Origin of the sequence: Nitrosospira lacus, assembly GCF_000355765.4 — a bacterium.
GTDB classification, from domain to species: Bacteria; Pseudomonadota; Gammaproteobacteria; order Burkholderiales; family Nitrosomonadaceae; genus Nitrosospira; species Nitrosospira lacus.
The window spans coordinates 2,588,584-2,612,518 of the sequence record NZ_CP021106.3 but is presented as its reverse complement, the minus strand read 5'-3'; the positions used below and the strand labels follow the sequence as shown (position 1 = coordinate 2,612,518).

General features: G+C 53.4%; 20 protein-coding genes and 1 pseudogene. 16 read left to right on the top strand and 5 right to left on the bottom strand.

What is annotated here, in order from left to right; translation table 11 throughout:
- Positions 1-32 precede the first annotated feature (32 nt).
- Positions 33-617, top strand: coding sequence for a 1,6-anhydro-N-acetylmuramyl-L-alanine amidase AmpD (ampD, locus tag EBAPG3_RS11870; RefSeq protein ID WP_051049005.1), 585 nt, complete (start codon positions 33-35; stop codon positions 615-617).
- A 208-nt stretch (positions 618-825) separates the two neighbouring features.
- Here ampD and EBAPG3_RS11865 read toward each other — a convergent pair whose 3' ends face one another.
- Positions 826-2,430, bottom strand: a complete 1,605-nt coding sequence (locus EBAPG3_RS11865; protein WP_004177901.1) for an ABC-F family ATPase — start codon at positions 2,428-2,430, stop codon at positions 826-828.
- A gap of 339 nt (positions 2,431-2,769) precedes the next feature.
- Here EBAPG3_RS11865 and EBAPG3_RS11860 point away from each other — a divergent pair, with 339 nt between their 5' ends.
- A complete protein-coding gene (locus EBAPG3_RS11860) occupies positions 2,770-3,738 on the top strand; it encodes an acetyl-CoA carboxylase carboxyltransferase subunit alpha (protein WP_004177902.1) in 969 nt (322 codons plus the stop codon).
- Positions 3,707-5,140, top strand: coding sequence for a tRNA lysidine(34) synthetase TilS (gene tilS, locus EBAPG3_RS11855; protein ID WP_040852273.1), 1,434 nt, complete (start codon positions 3,707-3,709; stop codon positions 5,138-5,140). Before EBAPG3_RS11860 ends, tilS begins: the two co-directional genes overlap by 32 nt.
- A gap of 210 nt (positions 5,141-5,350) precedes the next feature.
- Here the strand turns inward: tilS and EBAPG3_RS11850 are convergent, their stop codons facing one another.
- Positions 5,351-6,025, bottom strand: coding sequence for a hypothetical protein (locus tag EBAPG3_RS11850; RefSeq protein WP_004177904.1), 675 nt, complete (start codon positions 6,023-6,025; stop codon positions 5,351-5,353).
- A 466-nt stretch (positions 6,026-6,491) separates the two neighbouring features.
- Between EBAPG3_RS11850 and radA the strand changes: the two genes are divergently transcribed.
- The 3 genes from radA to EBAPG3_RS11835 all read left to right on the top strand — a co-directional run bounded on the left by radA (position 6,492) and on the right by EBAPG3_RS11835 (position 9,112).
- Positions 6,492-7,841: a DNA repair protein RadA gene (gene radA / locus EBAPG3_RS11845; protein WP_004177907.1), complete on the top strand. Its 1,350-nt coding sequence runs from the start codon at positions 6,492-6,494 to the stop codon at positions 7,839-7,841.
- Positions 7,842-7,871: 30 nt separating this feature from the next.
- A complete protein-coding gene (locus EBAPG3_RS11840) occupies positions 7,872-8,660 on the top strand; it encodes an alkaline phytoceramidase (RefSeq protein ID WP_040852276.1) in 789 nt (262 codons plus the stop codon).
- Positions 8,661-8,725: 65 nt separating this feature from the next.
- Entirely contained in the window at positions 8,726-9,112 is a 387-nt protein-coding gene (locus EBAPG3_RS11835; RefSeq protein ID WP_004177909.1) for a group II truncated hemoglobin, read from the top strand.
- A 169-nt stretch (positions 9,113-9,281) separates the two neighbouring features.
- Here the strand turns inward: EBAPG3_RS11835 and EBAPG3_RS11830 are convergent, their stop codons facing one another.
- The gene (locus EBAPG3_RS11830) at positions 9,282-10,655 is read right to left on the bottom strand and encodes a DEAD/DEAH box helicase (RefSeq protein ID WP_004177910.1); all 1,374 of its coding nucleotides are present in this window, start codon (positions 10,653-10,655) and stop codon (positions 9,282-9,284) included.
- 487 nt (positions 10,656-11,142) lie between these two features.
- On the bottom strand, positions 11,143-12,990 hold the full coding sequence (gene ftsH, locus EBAPG3_RS11825) for an ATP-dependent zinc metalloprotease FtsH (protein WP_004177911.1): 1,848 nt from the start codon (positions 12,988-12,990) through the stop codon (positions 11,143-11,145).
- A gap of 135 nt (positions 12,991-13,125) precedes the next feature.
- Here ftsH and EBAPG3_RS11820 point away from each other — a divergent pair, with 135 nt between their 5' ends.
- From EBAPG3_RS11820 to EBAPG3_RS15460, 8 genes and pseudogenes are all read left to right on the top strand, one after another.
- Positions 13,126-13,758 carry a paraquat-inducible protein A gene (locus EBAPG3_RS11820; RefSeq protein WP_004177912.1) on the top strand — a complete coding sequence of 211 codons (633 nt, stop codon included), beginning with the start codon at positions 13,126-13,128 and terminating at the stop codon, positions 13,756-13,758.
- Positions 13,745-14,440, top strand: coding sequence for a paraquat-inducible protein A (locus EBAPG3_RS11815; RefSeq protein ID WP_004177913.1), 696 nt, complete (start codon positions 13,745-13,747; stop codon positions 14,438-14,440). Before EBAPG3_RS11820 ends, EBAPG3_RS11815 begins: the two co-directional genes overlap by 14 nt.
- A complete protein-coding gene (locus tag EBAPG3_RS11810) occupies positions 14,437-16,104 on the top strand; it encodes a PqiB family protein (RefSeq protein WP_004177914.1) in 1,668 nt (555 codons plus the stop codon). Before EBAPG3_RS11815 ends, EBAPG3_RS11810 begins: the two co-directional genes overlap by 4 nt.
- Positions 16,101-16,754 (top strand): PqiC family protein, encoded by a 654-nt coding sequence (locus EBAPG3_RS11805; RefSeq protein WP_040852279.1) that lies wholly within the window; start codon positions 16,101-16,103, stop codon positions 16,752-16,754. The genes EBAPG3_RS11810 and EBAPG3_RS11805 overlap by 4 nt, the downstream gene beginning before the upstream one ends.
- 838 nt (positions 16,755-17,592) lie before the next feature.
- On the top strand, positions 17,593-18,282 hold the full coding sequence (locus EBAPG3_RS11795) for an MlaA family lipoprotein (RefSeq protein WP_227869209.1): 690 nt from the start codon (positions 17,593-17,595) through the stop codon (positions 18,280-18,282).
- A gap of 462 nt (positions 18,283-18,744) precedes the next feature.
- Positions 18,745-19,056: a hypothetical protein gene (locus EBAPG3_RS11790; RefSeq protein ID WP_151898943.1), complete on the top strand. Its 312-nt coding sequence runs from the start codon at positions 18,745-18,747 to the stop codon at positions 19,054-19,056.
- A 124-nt stretch (positions 19,057-19,180) separates the two neighbouring features.
- Positions 19,181-19,438, top strand: a pseudogene (locus tag EBAPG3_RS15660) (hypothetical protein); the annotation flags it as partial.
- Positions 19,321-19,716, top strand: coding sequence for a BamA/TamA family outer membrane protein (locus EBAPG3_RS15460; RefSeq protein ID WP_418304122.1), 396 nt, complete (start codon positions 19,321-19,323; stop codon positions 19,714-19,716). The pseudogene EBAPG3_RS15660 and the gene EBAPG3_RS15460, both read left to right, overlap by 118 nt.
- Before the next feature lie 58 nt (positions 19,717-19,774).
- Here EBAPG3_RS15460 and EBAPG3_RS11780 read toward each other — a convergent pair whose 3' ends face one another.
- On the bottom strand, positions 19,775-20,881 hold the full coding sequence (locus tag EBAPG3_RS11780; protein ID WP_004177921.1) for a tellurite resistance/C4-dicarboxylate transporter family protein: 1,107 nt from the start codon (positions 20,879-20,881) through the stop codon (positions 19,775-19,777).
- Positions 20,882-21,204: 323 nt separating this feature from the next.
- On the opposite strand from EBAPG3_RS11780, the gene EBAPG3_RS11775 reads away from it, so the two are divergent.
- Both EBAPG3_RS11775 and EBAPG3_RS11770 read left to right on the top strand, forming a co-directional pair.
- Positions 21,205-22,257: a translocation/assembly module TamB domain-containing protein gene (locus tag EBAPG3_RS11775; RefSeq protein WP_227869208.1), complete on the top strand. Its 1,053-nt coding sequence runs from the start codon at positions 21,205-21,207 to the stop codon at positions 22,255-22,257.
- A gap of 845 nt (positions 22,258-23,102) precedes the next feature.
- On the top strand, positions 23,103-23,825 hold the full coding sequence (locus EBAPG3_RS11770) for a flagellar brake protein (RefSeq protein WP_085922032.1): 723 nt from the start codon (positions 23,103-23,105) through the stop codon (positions 23,823-23,825).
- The last annotated feature ends 110 nt before the right edge of the window (positions 23,826-23,935 follow it).

The window sequence follows — 23,935 nt, the reverse complement described above, 5'->3', positions numbered from 1 at the left end:
TCAACTCGTCCGAATTTACAGCAACTCAGGCAATGTGGACCCCGGCAGTGTGTGAAGGCCAGCCCCCCCTACAAATTAACGAAACGGGCTGCCTGGACGGCGTACGCTTCATTCCTTCATCCAATTGCGACGAGCGTCCGGCCGGGTGTGCGATCGATTTGCTGGTGATCCATAACATCAGCCTGCCGCCGGACGAATTCGGCGGTGACGATGTCATCGAGCTATTCACCAACAGGCTCAATCTCGAAGCCCATCCTTACTACCAGAGACTACGTGATCTCAGGGTGTCGACCCATTTCTTCATCCGCCGGGATGGTGAGATCATCCAGTTTGTTCCCTGCGAAAAACGTGCGTGGCATGCCGGAGCATCCTGCTGGCAGGGTAGGGTCCGTTGTAACGATTTCTCAATCGGCATCGAGCTTGAAGGCAGTGATATCAAGCCGTTTACCGGTAGCCAATATATGGCACTGGTGGCGCTCACGCTGGCGTTGCAAAAGGCTTATCCCATCACCGGTATTGCCGGGCACTCCGATATTTCGCCGGATCGCAAGACTGATCCGGGGCCTTGTTTTGACTGGGAGCGCTATCGCGCCGCTCTGGCTGCCGTCGGCTGTTGATTCGATGAGTAAACGGTACAGAGCGAACGGATGGGTTCCCGCTTTCGCGGGAATGGTGGAAAGTAGAATGTCATACCGGCGGAAACCGGTATTCAGTAGCGTTCAAAGCACGTCATTGCCGGTTTAGACTGGATTCCGGGCCAGACCGGGAATGACGAAATTTACGGTATTTTCTCGGTGGATAAGGTGGATAAATTAGAGAAATTGCTCATACCACCCCTTGGCCCAACAGATAGTCTTCATAGCTCCCCTTGAAGTCGCTGATCCCATCCGGCTTCATTTCAATGATGTGGGTGGCCAGGGAGGATACAAACTCCCGGTCATGGGAAACGAAAATCAGCGTTCCCGTATATTTCTCTAGTGCACTGTTCAGGGATTCGATGGATTCCATATCGAGATGATTGGTCGGTTCGTCCATGAGTAGAACATTGTTCCTTTGCAGCATGAGCTTGCCGAACAGCATGCGTCCTTCCTCGCCGCCGGAGATGACTTTAACCGGCTTTTTTACTTCATCGCCGGAGAACAGCAGCCTGCCGAGAACGCTGCGCACGGTCTGATCGTCGTCGTGCTCGCGCCGCCACTGTGTCATCCAGTCGGTGAGCGACATGTCCGCCTCAAAATCACTGGCGTGATCCTGGGCAAAATAACCGGGGCGCGCTTTTTCTGCCCATTTTACCTCTCCCGCATCGGGCGCCAGATCGCCGGCCAAGCACCGCAGCAGCGTGGTTTTGCCGATGCCGTTGGGACCGATGATGGCAATTTTCTCGCCTGCTTCGACATTGAGGCTGAATTTTTTCAGCAGCGGTTTTTCCATGCCGGGGAAATGCTTGCTGATGCTTTGCACCGATACCGCCAAGCGATGCAGTTTTTCGCGCTCGTCCATTTCAAAGCGGATGTAGGGATATTGGCGGCTGGAAGGTTTTACGTCCTCCAGTTTTATTTTCTCGATCTGGCGTGCGCGGCTGGTGGCCTGGCGCGCCTTGGAGGCATTCGCGGAAAAACGGCTGACAAACGACTGCAATTCTGCAATCTGGGTTTTCTTCTTGGCGTTATCAGCCAGCATGCGCTCCCGTACCTGGGTGGACGCAGTCATGTAGTCGTCGTAATTGCCGGGATAAATACGGATTTCGCCGTAATCCAGATCCGCCATGTGAGTGCAGACACTGTTCAGGAAGTGGCGATCGTGTGAAATGATGACTATAGTGCTCCTGCTCGCGTTGATGATATCTTCAAGCCAGCGGATGGTGTTGATGTCCAGATTATTGGTGGGTTCATCCAGCAGCAGAATTTCGGGATTTGCAAACAGCGCTTGCGCCAGCAGCACACGCAGCTTGAAGCCGGGCGCTATGGCGCTCATCAGTCCCGCATGCTGTGTCAGCGGAATATCCACGCCCAATAGCAATTCTCCTGCCCGCGCTTCGGCGGAATAGCCGTCCAGTTCGGCGAAGCGTGCCTCAAGTTCGGCGGCATGCATGTAGTCGTCCTCGCTGGCGTCAGGATTGGCATAAATCGCGTCGCGCTCCTCCTTTACGCGCCACAACTCCTCATGTCCCATCATTACGGTATCAATCACCGGGCAATTCTCGAAGGCAAACTGATCCTGGCGCAATTTGCCCACCCGTTCGCCCGCATCAACGCTGACATTGCCGGAAGTAGGCTCCAGATCGCCGCCGAGGATTTTCATGAAAGTGGATTTGCCGGAGCCGTTGGCTCCGATCAGGCCGTAGCGGTTGCCGTCGCCGAATTTGACGGAGACATTTTCGAACAGGGGCCTGGCCCCGAACTGCATGGTGATATTGGCGGTGGTGATCAAAGCGTATTTCCTGAAAGAAGATGGAAAAAAACTGCCTATTTTATACGTTTTTACAGTGAATTCCGAACATCGTTCCAACTCACTGCCGGAGCGCTCCACGAGCGGACTGACTATGATCCGCCGGTTGCTCCGTAACTTCCCGAGTTGCCAGCATTGTGCCCCATTGAGGACATATTCAGAGATTCCTAGGGTCGCCCGTGATCCTGTATCATTGCGGTTTCAAAATTACACTCATGTTCCGTTGTCCTGAATCCGACAGTTGACCACTCATTTTTCATTCATTTTTCAAGCTCGCTGCTATGATTTACAAGACTTTCCCGTCAAATTGCCGGATTTAGGATGAAAATTACCTTCCTGGATTTCGAGCAGCCCATCGCCGAGCTTGAAGCAAAAATCGAGGAGCTGCGTTTTGCTCAGGACGATTCAGCGGTGGATATTTCGGCAGAAATCCTGCGGCTGCAGAAGAAGAGCCAGTCGCTTACCAACGGTATCTATGCCAAGCTCACGCCATGGCAAATTTCGCAGGTTGCGCGACATCCGCAACGCCCCTACACGCTCGACTATATTCAGCATCTGTTCACTGATTTCGAGGAGCTTCACGGTGACCGGAATTTCGCCGATGATCAGGCCATCATTGGCGGATTGGCACGATTCATGGGTGAGACGGTCATGATCATCGGTCACCAGAAGGGCCGTGATACCAAGGAAAAAATTCATCGTAATTTCGGCATGCCGAGGCCCGAGGGCTATCGCAAGGCGCTGAGATTGATGCGTCTAGCGGAAAAATTTTCTGTGCCGCTGCTTACCTTTATCGACACGCCAGGTGCGTACCCTGGCATCGGTGCTGAGGAACGCGGCCAGTCGGAAGCCATTGGCAGGAATCTCTATGTGCTGGCGGAACTTAAGGTGCCGGTGATCTGCACCATCATCGGCGAGGGCGGTTCCGGCGGGGCACTGGCGGTGGCGGTGGGCGATGTCGTGCAGATGCTGCAATACGCAACCTATTCTGTCATTTCCCCCGAAGGCTGCGCCTCCATCCTGTGGAAAAGCGCGGACAAGGCGCCGGAAGCCGCCGAGATCATGGGTATTACTGCCCATCGGCTCAAAACCATGGGGCTGATCGACAAGATTATCAGCGAGCCGCCTGGCGGAGCCCATCGCGATTACCTCGCCATCATGCAATCCATGAGGAAATCGTTGCAGGAATCGCTCCGCCACTTTCAGGGCTACACGACAGAGCAGTTGTTGGAGAAACGCTTTGAGCGGCTGATGGGATATGGCAAGTTCAAGGAAGCTAAGGTCAAGTAGCATCTCCAGCAAGGCCGAGAATGTGTTGCGTGAGCAGATTCGGCGTGGCGATCATCTCGTTGCCGCGTTGAGCGGCGGGGTGGATTCGGTTGTGCTGCTGGATTTGCTCATTCCATTATCGGTCAGCTTGCGGTTTTCACTCTCCGCCGTCCACGTCAACCACGGCATCAGTGCTAATGCGCTTAAGTGGAGCAAATTCTGCCGTGACTTATGCCGATCCAGAGGTATTCCTCTCAAAATCGCCAAGGTAAAGGTCAATTGGGAATCCGGTGTCAGCTTGGAGGCGGCTGCCCGCGATGTGCGCTATCGGGTATTCGCTAAACAAAAGGCCAATTATGTGGTATTAGCCCAGCATCTGGACGATCAGGCGGAAACGCTGCTGCTGCAATTGTTGCGAGGGGCCGGTGTGAAGGGGCTGGGGGCGATGCCGGTAGTAAGGAATTCCGCGTGCGCAATAAAACATAACGCATCGAAAACCGGGAAACGAGTGTCAGGAACCGGCGCTGGCATGTCGGATTATGGGCCACAGATATTGCGGCCAATACTCGATGTGTCACGGCGCGAAATCGAGGATTACGCCACGAGAAATGCATTGCGGTGGATCATCGATGAAAGCAACGACAACATTGCTTTCGATCGCAATTTCCTGCGCCATGAATTTTTTCCGCTGCTGGAAAAGCGTTTTCCTTCCTATCGCGCGACATTTTCGCGCGCAAGCCGGCATATGGCGGAAGCAGCGGATTTGCTCGATGAGCTGGCTGAAGCCGATAGCAACAACTGTATCATCCCCGGAAAACTTCAAGTAGGGGATTTACGGGAATTGAGTTTTCCCCGCGCCAGAAATCTGCTGCGCTACGCTTTGGCGCAGCAGGGCGTCATACTGCCCAGCACAGCAAAACTGGAGGAGATTTTGCGGCAGCTGCGGTCCTCAAGTGCGGATTCAAAACTGCATATCATTTTTGGGAATACGGAGGTGCGCTGTTTCAGGGGAATGGTTCACGTGCGCAATGTCGATTCGTTTCTGGGCGTGGAATGGCAGGTGGCATGGAACGGAGAAAAGCAGCTTACCCTCGCTGGCCTGGGCGGTACCGTCAAATTCACGCGCTGCAAGGGTGCTGGAATCAATCTTCAGAAGCTGATGGAAAGCCCTGTTACTGTTCGTATGCGCCGGGGAGGCGAACGGCTGCGTCCGGATTTTAAGCGTCCGCGCCGCAGCCTCAAGAATCTTCTTCGGGAAGCGTCGCTCCCACCGTGGGAACGTGAAGTGCTGCCGTTGATCTTCATCGGAGAACAGCTAGCATGTGTGCCGGGAATCGGCGTGGATTGCGGTTTTCAGGCGGTGGCAGGGGAACCTGGCGTAGTGGTGGAATGGGAAGCAGGAAGAAAAGCAGGATCAGGGTGACATCCTTTAAGCTGCCTGTTCATGTCTTCCGGCTTTATTGATTTAAGCCCAGATCCCCATAGTTGATTGCTTATTTGTCACTCCAGGCCCATGATTTCTAGAAAATTTTTGTATCATTTGATTCTTATCTTGTGGGGGAGCCCCCACGGCCCGGATTGTACAATTGCCCCCATTTTTAACTCGAACTTAGACTGAAGCAGTCTCATACCGTTATTTTACGGTCCTGGGTTTCGTTTCATATTCATTTTGAGAAGGTGGCGGATTAAGCGGCTTGCGATAGAGAGAGCCCAGTTCTGGCGGCGAGGTGAGATCGGTCGAGGTAAATGCAAATATAAAAAAAATCGTATAATCATTATAATAAGCGTCGGCTAGAAAAGGAGAGGTTGACCCTACAAATTTGCCCGACGGCATTTCAAAAATATTCATATAGAATTTTGCGTACCCGGTCTGGTATTGAGATTTATAGAACGCTAATTCCGGTAACGAAAAAGGAATGAGTGTACTCTGGATCGGGGGCATGCCGATGAATGTTCCGGATAACTCGGTGCCCAACGATCCTATAATCACATCAATGCGATGTGTCGCATTTTTATCGTCCTTCTGAACAACCAGGTAACCCTGTTGCCCCAACCAGCCTGTCAAAACTTGCTGCAGGATAACTTGATCCGTGTTCAATCCCGATGTGGTAAGTATGACGTTCGCGCCCTTGGGAATAGGCAAGGGGCGCTCAGGCGTAGGTGAGGCACTCCGTATCGCAGCTTCGCTGATGAGTAATTGTTCGATGGGCGTTCTTGCAGACTGGGTAGCTTTGTGGGTGGTCGAGCACCCTGTCAGCAATGCGATGGAAACTGCGCCCACGGTCAGAATTTTAAGAATATTAATCATAGTTCTATTCTCCACGCATTCGCCTTAAAGTAGCTAGAAAAGAGATTGCGAGCATATATCCACATACTCGCCAACGACATGCTTATGATTGTTTATAGCATAAACGAAATTATATTTTCCATTACTTTTAATCCAAAAGAACTCATCCATATTAAAACTTGGCAAGGACTGGCTGAACACTGGGATGGACAATCGGCTATGCTTTATATATCTTGAAGCATTTCACATCCACCTATTTCCAGTGCTGCTCTCAACAATTGCCTACAGCGATCCGTGAGTTTGCAAACAAGAGCTTCCCACTTTTATAACAGAATCCTTCCCACCCATCCTTGCCGCTCAAAAAGGCTGGAAAAGCCTGGCTCGCCAGAGTTGACGTGCACTATCGTGCCGTTGCCGCAGAAACGGATGATGTATTTATCTGGGGGATTGACAGCTATATGGAATATAACGTTTTATTTTCTTGAAAATGGCTAAACCAAAATCCATTTATTCCTGCACCGAGTGCGGCGGCCAGACTCCGAAATGGCAGGGTCAATGCCCACATTGCCAAGCATGGAACACACTGGTCGAGGCGATCGCCGAGAAAGCCGTATCGCGCTTTACTCCCGTATCCGAAACGGGCGAAGTGCAGAATTTGAGCGAAGTGGAGGCGGGCGATGAGCCACGCTATTCCACCGGGGTGGCGGAGTTCGACCGGGTGCTGGGCGGTGGACTGGTGCATGGGGGTGTGGTATTGCTGGGCGGCGATCCCGGCATCGGAAAATCCACCCTGCTGCTGCAAGCGTTGTGTCATATGTCCGCCGCGCGCAATGTGCTGTATGTGAGCGGCGAGGAATCGGCGCGGCAGGTCGCCCTGCGGGCAAAACGCCTGGCGCTGGATGCAAGGTCTGTGCATTTGCTGGCGGAAATCCGGCTGGAGAGAATCCAGGCGGTGCTTGCTTCACGCAAACCCGACATAGCGGTCATCGACTCGATCCAGACAGTATATTCCGACGCGCTGCAATCCGCACCCGGTTCGGTCGCGCAGGTGCGCGAGTGCGCCGCGCAATTGACGCGGCTGGCCAAGGCCAGCGGCACATGCATTATTCTCGTAGGGCATGTGACCAAGGAAGGCGCGCTGGCCGGGCCGCGCGTGCTGGAGCACATGGTGGATACGGTGCTCTATTTCGAAGGCGATACGCATTCCAGTTTTCGCCTGATCCGGGCTTTCAAGAACCGCTTTGGCGCGGTGAACGAGCTGGGCGTATTTGCCATGAGCGAAAAAGGCTTGCGCGAAGTGAACAATCCTTCAGCGCTGTTTCTTTCTCACCATGGCGGACAGGTACCGGGTTCCTGCGTGATGGTGACCCAGGAAGGCACACGCCCGCTACTGGTGGAAATTCAGGCCTTGGTGGATGAGGCGCACGCGCCCAATCCCCGGCGGCTAAGCGTCGGGCTGGAACAAAACCGGTTGGCGATGCTGCTGGCTGTACTGCATCGTCATGCCGGGATCGCATGTTTTGATCAGGATGTGTTCGTCAATGCGGTGGGTGGAGTGAAGATTACCGAGCCGGGCGCGGATCTGGCAGTGTTGCTCGCTATTGTTTCCTCGCTCAAGAACAAACCCTTGCCCGAAAAAATGGTGGTGTTTGGTGAAATCGGGCTGGCGGGGGAAGTGCGCCCCGTCCAGCGCGGCCAGGAACGGTTGAAAGAAGCAGCCAAGCTGGGGTTTACGCAGGCCATTATTCCAAAGGCGAATAAGCCGAAACAGATGCTTCCCGGCATGGAGATCATTGTGGTGGAGCGGGTGGAAGAAGCCGTTGCAAACATGCGCTAAAGTGACAGATAAGTAGTGAATGATAAATAAATGGGTAATAGGCGCAGGCTGTGGATACTAGGCATTCTTTCGGCAGGTATGTTGCTGGTCGCCGCAATTGCTCCACCGATTTCCCAGCCTGTGGAATATCATCAGTTTGCGGACCAGCGTACTTATTTCGGTATTTCGAATTTTTTTAACGTTGCTTCCAATATTATCTTTCTGTTTGTCGGGATAGCAGGTCTGATGTTTCTACTGAACGTGCACGGATCAATTGCTTCGAAAGTATTTATCGAGCCATCCGAGCGCTGGCCTTATCTTGTTCTGTTCGCGAGTGTGACGATGGCGTGCATAGGTTCAATCTACTATCATCTTGCTCCGGACAATAACCGGCTGGTTTGGGATCGACTGCCAATAGCGATGGGTGTGATGGCGCTGCTCGCCGCGACGTTGAATGAGCGCATCGGTCCAAGAGTGGGGGTGCCGCTGTTGCCCGTATTGATTGCGATGGGGGCCGGAAGTGTGATGCACTGGAACTGGAGCGAGCAGCGTGGCGCCGGTAATCTGAACTTTTATATCGTTGTGCAGTTCTATTCATTGCTGGCCGTTATTCTGCTCGGTATCTTTTTCCCCTCGCGATATACCCGCGGAACTGATGTGTACATGGCACTTGCGTTGTATGGTCTTGCCAAATTGGCGGAGATCGGAGACCGCCAGATTTATGACCTGGGACATGTGATAAGCGGTCATACGGCGAAGCATGTGGTTGCCGCACTGGCTATTTATTGGATATTGCGTATGCTGACAAAACGCAGGCCATTGCCGCATAGTATGGAGTGATCCGGTTTCTACGTCACTTGGTCATTGTGTTGTAGTACCGGAGATGAACAATCAAGGAGAGTCTGATGCATATAGCAATGTCATATGAACGGATAGGCGGAGAAACCGTTATACGCCGCCTGGTGGACCGTTTTTACGATCTGATGGATGAAGATCCGGACTACTTTGGTGTCCGCAAGCTTCATCCGCAGGATTTGACTCATTCCCGGCAGAAGCTATTCATGTTTCTATCCGGCTTTACGGGCGGACCATCCCTGTATACCGAGAAATATGGCGAGCCCCGCATGCGTACCCGCCATATGCCTTTCGCGATTGGCATTCCGGAACGCGATCAATGGTTGGCGTGCATGGGCCGCGCGATGGTGGATGTCGGACTGGATGAAGAGCTATGCAGAAAGCTTGGCATGGCGTTTTATCAGACAGCGGATTTCATGCGAAACCAGCCTGAGTAGAAAAGAGGCCCAAAGATTTCCCAGGGTCTTTTTCCGATTTTTCAAAATGATGTTTTGCATGGAGGCGAGCGCCGTACCCGTCGTTTCAATTGTAATGGGTTGCGCTTTGCCTCACCCATCCTTCGCAACTGGCTCGGATTTTCCGAGCCCGCTACATTAAGAGAAATGCTTATTTGCTTCTGAAATAAGGACTGGGAGCGCCGCTGTTTCCAAATGGTTGGCTTCGGGTATTTCCTGCGGTATTTCCCCGATTATCGCTGAACGAGCGGCTACGGCTATTATTCCAGTTTCCATTGGTATTATTAGTGTTAGTGCCCTGTCCGTTATCATTTGCCCAGGTCCGGTTGCGTTTGTGGGCGACGCTCGGCGTGCCCCTGGCGCCGCCAGTAGCGGGACGCGGTTTGAATCTCGGCTCCAGCCCGGGTATCACGTGAGAATCGATACGCTGGCCCGTAAAGCGTTCGATTTTTTTCAGATTGACGCCATCCTTGCCTGAAGCGAACGATACCGCAATTCCCGATGCGCCCGCGCGGCCGGTGCGGCCAATGCGATGTACATAGTCTTCGGCAAATTTCGGTAGATCGAAATTGATCACATGGGTAATGCCGGACACGTCGATTCCTCGTGCAGCGACGTCGGTCGCCACCAGCACCCGCAGCCCGCCATGACGGAGCTTGGTCAGCGTGCGGGTACGATCGCGCTGATTCATGTCACCGTGCAATGCGGCGGCTTCATGCCCCTGAGCGGAAAGGTTGTCCGCCAGCATATCGGCGTCGCGCTTGGTGGCCGTGAAAACAATCGCTTGTTTCAACGTGATGTCGCGCAGCAGATGATCCAGCAGCCGGTTCTTGTGCGAAATGTCGTCGACATAATGCAGCCGTTGTTCGATGTTATCGAGCCGTGCCTGTTGCGTTGCGATCTGAATACGCTTGGGCGATTTCAGCAGACGTGCCGCAACCTTGTCTATCGCCCCATCCAGGGTGGCGGAGAACAGCAAGGTTTGGCGGGTTGCGGGGGTGGCCGCGGCAATTCTCTCCACGTCATCGATGAAGCCCATGTCGAGCATGCGATCGGCTTCATCCAGTACCAGCATTTCCAGGCGTGAAAAATCGATGCGGCCGCGCTGAATGTGATCAATCAAACGGCCAGGCGTTGCGACAAGAATATCCACCGGTTGCGAAAGCAGCTTGTTTTGAAGCGGATACGGCATTCCGCCAAGTATGCTCACGACTCTGACGCGAGGCAGATGCTTGCCATATTTGGCAGCAGCTTCAGATACCTGAAGCGCAAGTTCCCGCGTCGGGGTTAGCACGAGTACTCGCGGGCCGCGGCTATGTACTTTGGAAGGCGTTGCAAGGCGATGCAGTGCCGGCAACATGAATGCGGCGGTTTTGCCGGTGCCGGTCTGGGCAGAGGCCATGATATCGTGACCCGCGATCAATTCAGGAATGGCCTGTGCCTGAACGGGGGTAGGTGTAGTGTAGCCGGAGTCGATAACAGCTTTAAGAATAAGCGGATGCAGGTTAAGATTTTCAAAAGACACGTTGTTTTCCCATTAAGTGAAAAAATATGGTGCGCCCCTAACGTTTCAAGTCCCTGAGGCATGAGCTTGGTATTGCCCAAAATTTTTTGCCGCTTGCATTATTGATATGCAGCCTGCAGAAATTTCTTGACAGACATCCGCGTGGCGAATTACCACCGCTTCGCGCCCTGTCTGGCCTGTAACCTTGAATTTATAGAAGCGCCCTAACGCGCGCGAACAGAATATGCCTGCCGGAGATTAATGGGCAGAGTACCGCTGGCGCACACATAAAACATCGCCGCTAACCACGGTACCGCACAATTTCCGTTGGAGACTTGAAAATCGAAGAGAGGTCAGGAACGATGAACCGAAAAAAAGGCAAGAAACATAAGAGCCTTTTCATCGAAGCGCGGAGTATACAGGAACCGGGGTCTGTTTAGAAATTATTTTTTAAATAGAAACGGCGGCATAGCGCGGATCGGAATATCCATACGCGTTTATACAAACGCTATGCGGCCGGCGTAGGTAAAGGTTCGGCGGGGCCGCTGACAATTTCTCGCTTCAATGCCTCGATCTGAGGCTGGTTCAGCGTCTCGGTCTTTAGCAACTCATCCGCGGTGCGGTCAAGCAGAGCGCGATTAAGCCGCAGTATGGCAATAGCGCGCTCCAACGCATGATCCACGAGCTTACGCACAGCGCTATCGACAGCATTCGCGGTTTCCTCACTATAGTCCCGGTTCTGTGGTATGGGCATGCCGGTTTGGAGGTAGGCCGAGCGGTCGCGATCATAGGCAACATTGCCCAGAGCGTCGCTCATCCCATAGCGCAGTACCATGGCGCGCGCGAGATCGGTCGCGCGAGCAATATCATCCGATGCGCCTGTCGAAACCTCGTTGAAAACCACCTGCTCCGCCGCGCGTCCGCCCAGCAGCACGGCCATCTTGTTTTCCAGTTCCACACGTCTCATCAGGAAACGGTCTTCCGTTGGACGCTGGATGGTATAGCCGAGGGCGCCGACACCGCGCGGGATGATTGAAACCTTGTGTACCTCGTCGGTGCCCGGCAGCGCCAGTGCCACCATGGTATGCCCCAATTCATGGAATGCGACGACGCGGCGCTCGACCGGGTTAAGCAGGCGGTTACGTTTCTCAAGCCCGGCGACGATACGTTCAATGGCATTATTGAAGTCATTCATGGTTACCGAGGTGCCGATGCGCCGGGTCGCGAGCAGCGCCGCCTCGTTGACCAGATTCGCGAGATCCGCGCCGGTAAAGCCCGGTGTCAGTGCTGCGATCTGCTCCGGCTTTACATCGGTATCGAGTTTCACTTTTTTTAGATGCACGGCCAGAATTTGTTCACGCCCCACCTTGTCCGGCCTGTCCACCAGCACTTGGCGGTCGAATCGCCCCGCACGCAGCAATGCGGGATCGAGGATCTCCGGCCGGTTGGTTGCAGCGAGCAATACAACCCCGCTTTTTACATCGAAGCCATCAAGTTCGGCCAGCAACTGATTCAGCGTTTGTTCCTTTTCGTCGTGTCCACCGAGCCCATAGGCACCACGAGCCCGCCCGAGCGAATCCAGCTCATCGATAAAAATGATTGCCGGGGCCATTTGGCGCGCCTGCTCGAATAGATCGCGTACCCGCGCGGCGCCGACACCGACAAACATTTCGACAAACTCCGAGCCGGAAATCGAAAAGAACGGAACGCTCGCTTCGCCCGCAACGGCGCGGGCCAATAGCGTCTTGCCGGTACCGGGCGGACCAACCAGCAGGATTCCTTTGGGGGCGCGCCCGCCGAGGCGGCTATATCCTTCGGTATCCTTCAGGAAGTTGACGATTTCGATCAGTTCTTCCTTCGCCTCGTCAACGCCGGCCACATCGGCAAAGGTCACTTTGGTTTCTTTCTCCACGAACACCTTGGCGCGGCTTTTTCCGATCGACATCAGTCCGCCGCCGCTGATGCCGCCCTGGCTCATGCGGCGGATGATAAATAGCCAGATCCCGATGAAGACCGCCATCGGCAGCAGCCAGGACAACAGATCGCGGCCCCAGGTACTTTGGATTATTCCGGTATAAGTTACATTATGCTTATCCAGCTTGTCGGCCAGCTCGGGTTCCACCCTTGTGGTGACAAAATCCTTTAACCCGTCGGCACCTTTCTCTTTGAGCGACCCGTAAATGTGGTTTTCGGTGATTGCAATTTCGGCGATCTTGTCCTGCTCCAGCAATGTATGAAAGCGGCTATAGGGGATTGGCTCAACCTTTGTATATTGCTGATAAAGATTTTGCACCAGCAAAACGCCGAGTACAGCGATGATCAAGTACCAGACATTGATTTGGGTCTTCTTGTCCATCGGCTTTTCCTTGTTGTGTTTCGGTTAATGACAGTTCGGAAAGCGATTTGTTTCAGCATGGCACACGCAAGAACAGGTATAGAATCATGAAATCCGGGGAAACGCTACATAATTGACTTACGTGGGCTAAAAACCATGCAGGAAGTATCCGGCCTGATCGCCTGTGAAGAATGTGATGCGATTCACCGCAGGCAGGCACTGGGTCACAATGAAGCCGCGCTTTGCAGCCGTTGTGGCGCCGAGCTGGAACGCGACATGAGCTCTTATAGCAAGCGTGCCCTGCCGCTAACGCTCGCCGGTTTGATCATGTACATCATAGCCAATATCTTCCCGATTGTTGAGATGGAACTTCAAGGCATTGTCAGCCGGACAACGCTCATTGGCGCGGTTTCTACCTTGAGCGCCGAAGGAATGCCTCTGGTGGCGTTTCTGGTGCTGGTTACAACCGTTCTGTTTCCATTGATGCAGCTCCTGATTCTGGTGTATTTGCTTGTCTCGATAAATAGAACTGAATATCCCCCTGCATTCAATTTATTGGCGCGTCTGGCTCAAACCTTGAGGCCATGGTCAATGGTGGAAGTATTTCTACTTGGCACCATTGTCGCGTTTGTCAAATTGACAGGCATGGCAACGGTGCTGCCGGGCGCTGCGCTGTGGGCATTTGGCGCCCTCACTATTCTTCTTGCGGCGGTATTTTCATTCAACCCTCGCTATGTCTGGCAGATGGCTTCGTCAAAAAAAGGAGAGAAACAGAATGCCGACGGATAGCGCCGTTCGCTCGGCCAGCGATACCTTGGGGGCCAACTCATCCGTGAACGAAGCGCCTGTAAAGACGGCGGCGAGCCTGGGCATGGTGTCATGTCATTATTGCGCTACGTTGTGGAAAGACGTTAAAGCGGATGACCATTGCGGGCGTTGTGGCGCAAGGTTGCACCAACGCAAGCCCGACAGCCTGAACCGGACCTGGGCTTTTCTGATTGCCGCCTGCATCATGTATGTTCCCGCAAATATATTGCCCGTGATGACTACCGCTTCCTTCTTCGGGGAAAAGCAAGACACCATCATGAGCGGTATCATCTATTTCTGGGTTTCGGGCTCATGGGAACTGGCGGTCATTGTTTTTGTCGCCAGCTTTCTAGTGCCGCTGTTCAAGCTGGCGGTATTGATTCTTTTATTGATCATGGCGCGGCGGCGCAGCAACTGGCGTCTTTTGCAACGGGCTAAACTTTATCGCCTTGTTGAATTGACCGGCCGTTGGTCGATGTTGGATGTTTTTGTCGTGACGCTGCTGGCCGGCCTCGTCCAGATCAAAGGCTTCGCCATGATACATGCCGGACCGGGCATCGCTTCGTTCGCCGCCGTGGTGGTGCTGACCATGTTTGCATCGGTCAGCTTTGATCCTCGTTTGACCTGGGATATTGCCGGACAGGAGTCCAGGAAACGTGTATGAGTGAAATAAAAACCGGAGAACCGGATGGCTCGGTAGAAGAGGCCATGCCGGTGCCAGTAAAGGCGCCGCAGCGGGACTGGATTCCGTCGCTGATCTGGCTGATTCCCATCCTGGCCGCGGTTATCGGTATTTCGCTTGCGGTTCAGACATGGATTCAGCGTGGCCCCGAGATCATCATTTCATTTCACTCCGCCGAGGGACTGGAAGCGGGCAAGACGAAGGTCAAGTATAAGGAAGTTGATATCGGTACCGTAGAGTCCATCACACTGAGCGAGGATCGTTCCCGGGTTCTGGTGACTGTGTTATTGAAGCGGGAAGCCAAAAGTTTTACTGCAACCGACAGCCGCTTCTGGGTCGTGCGTCCGCGTGTAGCCGCCTCCGGAGTGTCCGGGCTCGGCACGCTGCTGTTCGGCGCATACGTTGGCGCCGACGCCGGTATTGAAACCGAGAAAACGGATAAATTCACCGGACTGGAGGTGCCGCCCATCATTACGCGCGACGCTTCCGGCAAGCAGTATGTTTTGCGCGCGACCGATATCGGCTCACTGGATATCGGTTCGCCGGTCTATTATCGCCGCATCAAGGTAGGACAGGTCACCGCGTTCGATCTGGATGAGGATGGCAAAGGCATTACCATCCGTATATTCATTAATGCCCCTTATGACAAATTTGTCGGGATCAATACGCGCTTCTGGCATGCCAGCGGCTTTGACATGCAGATAAATGCCAGCGGCTTCACACTCAATACGCAATCGCTGGCTACCGTTGTGCTGGGCGGCCTTTCGTTTCAAGCACCGGATGAAAATCCCGGCCCTCCCGCCAAAGAGAATACTGCCTATGTTCTGGCGGAAAGCCAGGCTGAAGCAGTAAGGGAACAGGATGGCGAGGCAACCATGATAGTGCTTAATTTCAAGCAATCCGTGCGTGGCCTGGTGCCCGGCGCCGAAGTCAGTTTTCGTGGACTGCCATTGGGACATGTTAAATCAGTAGGTATTGAATACGATCCCAAGCGGCAGGAATTCAGCATGCCGGTGCTGGTGGAAGTTTATCCGGAGCGCCTGGGGCGGAAATTTATCGAATCTCACAGGCAATCAAAGTACACGCCGCAACAGCGTTTGCAATTCATGATCGACCGCGGGCTGGGTGCGCAATTGAGAACCGGTAATTTGCTCACCGGGCAGATTTATATCGCATTCGATTTTTTCCCCAAGCTCGTCCCGGCAAAAAAAAGCGCCGGGAAAGCAGCCAGCGCGGACGTTCCCCACCCGTTATTGCAACTGCCCACCATTCCCAGCAGCGCGGAAGCGCTTGAAACCCAGGTTTCGGAGATAGCGTTCAAGTTAAGCAAGGTACCTTTTGATCAGATTGGTGATGAGTTGCAGCAATCGTTGAAAGAACTCAAGGGAACGCTGAACAGCACCGCACAACTGGCGGAGAAATTGAACAATGATGTCGCACCTGAAATCACCACGGCGATGAGGGATGTAAGCAAAACGTTGAGTGCCGCGGAACGCACGTTATCTGAAGATGCTCCGCTACAGCAGGATTTGCGTCAGACACTGCAGGAATTATCGCGTGCTGCGGCTTCATTGAGAATATTGACAGACTATTTCGAGCTCCATCCCGAATCGGTAATTCGGGGTAAACGGAGGGATAAACAATGAAATCATGGATACGTAACATGTTTGGCATGATGGGCGCATTAGCGGTCGCAGGCTGCGTATCTGCTCCGGAGACACGGTTTTATACGCTGTCGGTTCCTTCCGGATCATCGGTGACGAAGGATGCAATACATTCGTCCGTACCAATTTTTATCGAGATAATGCCAGTCAATGTGCCGGAACGGCTTGCCCGCCCTCAACTGGTGGTACGTTCTCAGGCAGGACAGGAAACAGAGCTTTTCATTCTTGAGCAGGATCGCTGGTCATCGCACTTCAATAACGAATTGCGTGACGCGTTTGCTGCCGGCATCGCCAGCCAAATCGGGGCGATAAACGAAACACGCGGGGCGGCTCGTACTCCCGATCAGCCTGTCTATCGCGTTGCGATCGAGCTTAGCCAGTTCGATGCCATAGTGGGTGATAAGGTGACGGCAAGGTTTAACTGGGCGATTACGCGTTCCACCGATGGCCGTGGCGCCGTGTGTTATACGGTAATTTCAGAGGTGGTGAGTGGGGGTATCGAGGGCGTGGTTAAAGGCGTGCAACGCGCGGTTTCGAGTGCGGCCGCGGAAGTAGCGAAGAATCTGGTTGAACTGGATTCACGCCGTGCCGCGACCTGCGTCCCGCGGATAAAAATGGATAATGCCTATTAGCTTATGGACTTGATTGGAAAGGGCAGGATCAGACTAAAATTCCGGTCCTGTGGGGTTTCTTCATGGCCTTGAGCCGCAACTCGTTTCTCCGCCGGAATCTTCCGTTGATATCTTTTGATTCGACGGTATATGGATTGGCATTGGGCGGAAAATCTGCAATGTGAGTCTCTCCATTCTGGTTGATTTCACAACGAAGTGATGGTGAGCTGGCGAACACGGTCGCTGGCAGCCATATTCCGAGACAGAGAACCATGCCCCTCAGCCCCCTCAATGAAGGGCGGTTTATGAAAGCTTCAGTCATGACCATTCAGCCGAGCTATCCAAAAATATACGTCATACTTCAGTCGTGAAGAGAATGCAATGAATATATAGACTATAATGCCTCCGCTGGACGTGTTGGCGGCTGCACAGACCATGCGAGCGGTGATCAAGTGTGAGTGTGAACTCTCGATATGCGCCCAACGATTCGATGGGTGGCTTGCCAAAATTAGGTGATCGCCCATCGTGCAAGTCTTCAAGTTATTTTTGGCATGGAGGCGAAATAACGATCAACACCTATGTTGGAGCGGACACAGGGCGGACCGGAAGGAGTATGCGACTCTATGTGTTGCGGTCGGAATACAAGATTCCTGAAAGTACAGCGCGCTTCATTGAAGGCGGCGACTACCCGGGGCTGAAATCAACGAACCGCCAATTGTTGTGATAGGCGCAAATAGATCATTATCATAATTATACTCATTACCTGATCATGAAATATAACCATTCAACAGCTGTTTTGATGCTGATATGCACGATGTTATCGGCTGGTTGTACCACCATGCAGCCGCCTGACAAAAGCATGAATACAGATCCGATCGACCCTTATGAGAATATCAACCGCAAGTCCTATACCTTTACGGATGTGATTGATCGGAAGATTGTGGCGCCGGTGGCTGATGTATATATCGATTACGTGCCCAACCGCATGCAGCGTATTATCGGAAATTTCTATGACAATCTGGCGTATCCGAATGTGATCCTGAACAGTTTCTTGCAAGGCAAGGTACGTCAGGGATTCCAGGATACGCTGCGTTTTGCGGTCAATTCGACCATCGGCATGGCTGGATTCTTCGATATGGCGGGACCCATGGGTCTACCGCAACATGACGAAGACTTCGGGCAAACACTGGGCGTGTGGGGCGTTGACGCAAAAACCTATTTGTTTATCCCTTTGCTCGGACCCAGCAGCAACCGGGATGTATCAGGCATTCCCGTCAGCATATTTACGAATGGTCTCTTTTATGTCGGAATTTATGTGATTGGCGCCCCCGTTACGGTGCCGCTTTCCATTCTTGGCGTTGTCGACAAGCGGGCGCGGTTATCCGGCCCCATGCGGATTCGCGACGAAGCTGCGGTGGAGCCTTACCTGTTTGTGCGGGACGCCTACCTCCAGCAGCGCAAACACTTGATATATGACGGCAACCCGCCACGCGAGGCCTACGAAGATCCGGGAATGCATGATCAACCTCCGGCCACACCGGCGCGCTGAAGCATGAAGCGCGGATCGTAGCTCAAACGGTACCGCTTATACCGCGCCCGCTTCCTTGAGCCGTTCCGGTGAGGCTATGGCCAGGGCATTATGACGGGCGAGAGTTGGCGAACCTCTGAATAATCCTGAATTCGACAGGGGCAGGTAGCAAACTCGCCGGAAAGATGAAGATCGAGCGAGGCGGTTTAGAATAATTCCTCCGTAAAATACTCCACCGGGCAAAGTTTCTTTCCATCTTTTTCGTTTCGGCCGGGTTGCGGTGACCGGCGCGGCTAGGTATTATCCAGTGGAAGCGCTCGCCGGTCATGCCCGTATAGCCGCGGCTGCCCTATTCATTTTTACCCGGATATTCCAATTAGCATCACTGCCGCGCCGTTATGCGGAAATTCCGCTTGACCGTGTCCGGGAAACGTTCCGTGGAATTATGGACCGATGTTCCCACGGCATGAACTCCACTTCGCCATGTCTCCTGCTGAATATCCGACTTCGTATCCAGTACGAATAGGCATCTCAGCACTTCTCCCGGCGTTTATTCTTTTTACGCTCGGGAGTGGTGCCGTCAGGGCACATGAGACACAGCGATTCGAAGCCAGAAACAATTCGCCACCAGTCATCATTTTCGCTCCGGAATCGTTGCGGAATTTGCTAAAGACGCATTTCCTGTTGCCGCTCGAGCCGATGGTGGATGATATCGCCCGTGCGACTTTCCTGCGCCGGGCACGGCAGGAGATAAGCGAACTCCTCGCTACTGAAGCTATTTCACCCCCACGATAACATTGCAGGAAAGACCGAGACCCGGATCGGGATCAATTGGCGGCGGGAAGACCGGGACCCGAAAGGCGGACTGCACCAGACCAACGAAACACTGGTACTGGATGGACAATTGCGCTACCGCTCGGTGGATGATGCGTTGTTTCCACGCGATGGCAGTGTGATAGAAGTGCGTATCGGTGGCGGCAGCAAGCAATTGTTGTCCGATCAGAGTTTTCTGCGCACCACTTCCGGCACCAGTACTGGCACCCCGTGGGTAAACGCGATGTGTTGTTCTTGCGCGGCGAAGCGGGATATACCTTCACCGATTCCCGTTTCGGTATTCCTCAGGAGTATCTGTTTCGTGCGGGGGGGCATTCAGTCTGTGCGAGGCTATGCATTTCAAAGCCTGGGCGTGCGGGAGGGGCAGGCCATCGTGGGCGGCACGGCGATGGCTACCGGTACACCATCGAGTACAATCACTGGCTTACGCGTGAATGGGGCGCCGCCGTGTTTACCGATGTCGGGGGCGCCGCCGATAACCTGCATCGCTTGGATCTGGCCGTTGGTTATGGCGGCGGAATTCGGTGGCGTAGCCCGGTTGGGCCGCTGGCGCTGGATCTCGCCCGAGGCCACAGAGATGGGAAACTGCAGCTGCACTTTTCGATCGCCGTGGCATTCTGATGAGGTATAAACGCCGTCATGGACCAGGGAGCGCCGCTCACCCATGGTCAAAGCAGGCTCAACGCGACGAGAATCGCAACGCTATGACGGAGCGCACGGTGCCGATCAATGTAAGAGACCAAATCAGCAGCGCAAACCAGCCCCAATATTGGGGAATGATTCCCAGTGATCCGGAGCCAGTCGCTTTGGCCAGGGAGAGTGTGCATGCGGTGTACATTCCTATGGGAAAAACCCTGCTCCATGAGGAAGGACCATAGAAATAATATTGCCTGCCAAATGCCAGCCTCGACCATGGAAAGGTTTTAATCCATAAAGGTGCCGGACCTGCGACGTTGACGGTGATGAGTTGCCGGATATCCATGAAAAGTTGATAGGGAATCCATGATGTTCCAATGATCCACGCAAAAATCGTTATCCGCAGCGTAATCTCCCGAATATCGTCCCACACCGCGACAGCGGGCATATGCATGACAAACTCCGAGCCCGTCAAGGTAATGATTGCCGGTGCTCCCATGCAGATCCAATAAGGGGCCTCCCAATCTCCGGGTTCAAGGGTTTTAAAAAACAGGCGATAAATTATCAATGGAACGATGAACAGGTATAGAGCAAATCCGGAGGCCCAGAACGTCCATGCGGCAAAGTAGGCATAAGTGTCATGTATGGCTGTCGCGTCCAGCAGGCGTAGCCCCAACATGGCTACGGATACCGTGCTGACAATAATCAGCAGCGTGGCACCGTTCACCATTTCCCGCACGGTTCTCTTTCGCATAAGGATGAGATTGGAAAGGATGAAATAGATGCATATGATCCAGCTGATCAGTGCGATAAGCCATAATAGACTCGCCAGACCGGTGGCATGCTGAAATATGACGAGCTGCGCTCCTATTGTATTGGTGCCCACCACAAACGTTAAGAAAAGCCATGCTTGTGGAAGGACTTTGAGATCCGCCATTACATTTGAGCGGAAAAACATCATGCGTGCGGCTACGATGACGCATAAAATCGAATAAAAGACCAGATTCAGCAGAAAAAGAATTTTCGCTATGTGGGGGAAAGCCATCGCGTCAAAAGCGATAGACACAATGCCGGTAGCCATCACCATCGCGAAATAGACCGGGTGAAAATCTTTTATGCCGTTGCTGAGGATAGTACCGAATCGTTTCATGCCTGCGAATCCACGGTCATAAGAAATCTCACGGCATGCCGCGCAAATGGCGGCTTGTCTTCCGGTTGCACTGACATTCTGCTGGTATGCCAAACCTGCTAAACGAAAATCGGGCTAAAAAGTTTACCGTAAAAAAAGGGCGGTGGCGGCCCGCTTTATTGCTCGCGACCTTTGTTATTCTATCGTCAGGTATCAGCGTCTGGATATCAACCACCCCATCCGGTCTCAGGGCTTTGGGCTCGGCTATATCGCATCTTAGCGCAGGCACCTTGTCTTTTGAAGGATTGGATGGTGCATTATCCGGTTCGTTTAATGCGCGTGCCATGCGCTTTGCAATTGAACTGGGGACCGCGTGCGTTGAAGGTTTGGATATAACGGCGCTGAGAGCCACGGAGGTGGAAATTGTTGCACCTCCTTCCGCCGAGCCAAGATCTCCGCCCGCAAGCCTGGAATTACCTCTTGCACTGTCTTTGCGCGAGCTCGAGATCGCTACGCTTCTCTTAACGCATGAGGAAGGCGGTACACCGGATTTCAAGGCAACTGAGTTGGCGGCGCAATTGGAAAGCGATGGCCGCAGGCACCGGTTGCCCAATCTGCGCGCAGGTCTTGAATTGGGCGGATTGACCGCATCGGGGGAAATAGATGGAATCAAACCCTTCGATCTGGCAGCCCGGGCCGAACTTGCCGGGCGCGCTGGATTTGGCATTGCGGGCGTCGAATTGCCGGAAATGCCGGAGGCACATATATCTGCCGTCATTACCGGCAACCTGGAACAATTGCGGGCTACCGGTACGATCACCGCTCGCAATGCGAATTTTGAAGCGTATGGCCAGCGCCTGGTGGTGGAGCGTGGTATCGTTAGTTTTCAGGGTGCAATCGACGATCCCGGGCTGAACGTGCTCGCGATGCGTATGGGATTGCCGGTGGAAGCCGGCGTCGAAGTGACCAGCAGCGTGCGCCGCCCGCGGGTACGGCTGGTTTCCACGCCTGCCGTTTCGGACCTGGAAAAACTTTCGTGGATCACGCTGGGCAGGGCGCCCGAGGGAAAGGCCGACGCATCGCTGCTACTGACGGCGGCCAATGCCATTCTGGGCGGCCAATCCGGCGGCGTCACGGATAAAGTCGCCCAGGCGCTCGGTGTGGATGACCTATCCATACGGCAGACGCGGCCCATGGGGGGAGATGTACTGGCGGGACAGATCGGCACTGTCAGCAAGCGCCTTTCGAACCGGGCCTATATCAGCTATGAGCAGGCATTAACGGCGGTGGCGGGCGTGACCAAACTCACCTACAGCCTGACCCCAAAATTTACGGTTGTCACCAGGGCAGGTATCGATAACGCGATAGATGTGCTTTATACAATGCGCTTTGACTGAGATATGAAGGGCCTGCTGGCTTTATGGAGGCAATCCGGGCCAGCCATGAACTGAGTGTTATTTTCTAACGGTCGGGCTGATTTGTCATGCCCCCGCTTCCTGATATTATATTATTAGCATGGCGCGTTTCCGGACGGAGAACCGAGTAGGGAGCTTGCGAAAGTGCGTCCTAAGCTGTACGCCGCCACGAATCGGAGGAAATAGCTGCAAGGTATTGAGGGGCGATACTGAGATCAAGCTGTTTCGAGCTCTGAGGGAGGCATTCAAAGGTCTATTCAAGGCGCTGACGCGCTCTCCCGATGCCCCAAAGAAAAGCCGATGCGCCGGACAAGCCAGAGTCGCAAGAGCATCGGCTAATTGAGTCGTCAGTTCTGACTTCTGTATGCTGTAGTCAGAAGATATTCCTTGCCACGGGTCCTGCGCAAGGTTGCTGGATCGGTTTCACTCCCGCCGTCCATCCTTTGACAGAAAAAACCAAAGAGCGACCGCAGCGACACCTACTACGAGAATTGTCAATTCCATGATTACCTCCTTTAAGGATCGAGATGCTCAAGAATATGACCAACTTGATGACCATCTACCAATGTTGCACTTCTCTCGGTCCGGTCAGCAAACCCTCCAAAAACATCTCCGTTACTGTATGAAAAATATCACCTGCGAACAGAATTTCTTCGCGTCCGCGGAAATTAGATGCGGATCTATACAAAAAGTTCTTGCACAGGCTTAAAAATTCTCGGAATCTGTCCTCACTGTTCTTTTGATCTTTGGACGCAACCAGATACGTAACATCACTATAATTGATGCCCGGGTTAGCTATATAGCCCGATTAAACGAGCGGATGGATCATGCTGGGACAGGATGACGACGAGAAGTATCGTATTTATGCAGAGGCCGGGATTCTCTCTATCCTGCGGTCCATGATGCGGAATAATTCCCTGGTGACCTGTAATTTTGGTCACAGCGACAGTCATATTTTGACAACAGTTATCGATGTCGATGCGGAGCAGGGTGAAATGGTGCTGGATTACGGTGCCGATGAAGTCGTCAACCAGCAGGCGCTGAAGGCCAATAAACTGAATGCCGTCGCATTTCCGGACCATGTGAAAATTCAGTTCGTTTGCGAGGGGATTGAAAAAATCCAGTTTGAAGAACACCCCGCCTTCCTAACCCGAATTCCGGAAACGCTGCTGCGTATACAAAGAAGGGAGTTTTACCGCGTTGACACTCCGAGGACCATTCCCATCAAGTGTGTTATACCCTTGCCCGGGGAGGATAGTCCAGCCACCATTGAAGTTCTTTTGCATGATATAAGCTGTGGCGGCATGGCGGTGATCGACGCTCAATCCAGAATCAAGTTTGAGCCGGGCGCCATCTATCGCGACTGCCAAGTCGCGTTATCCGGGATTGGCACTGCCAAGGTCAATCTCCAGGTACAGCATGTTTCCCAAATCCCTCACGGGAACGGCCAGCGCGCCCGGTGTGTATATATCGACCCGCAGGAGAGCGTACTGTCCATGATCCAGCGCTACATCAACAAACTGGAATTGGAGCGGAAGCGAAAGCAATAATTTTTCATATGGCTTCTTCCAGGCGTTTCCTGGCCACAACCCACACTACCTCGCGTCCATGGACGCCGGCTCATTCGAGCCAGCGGTATTGATAACGCGACTGATGTCCT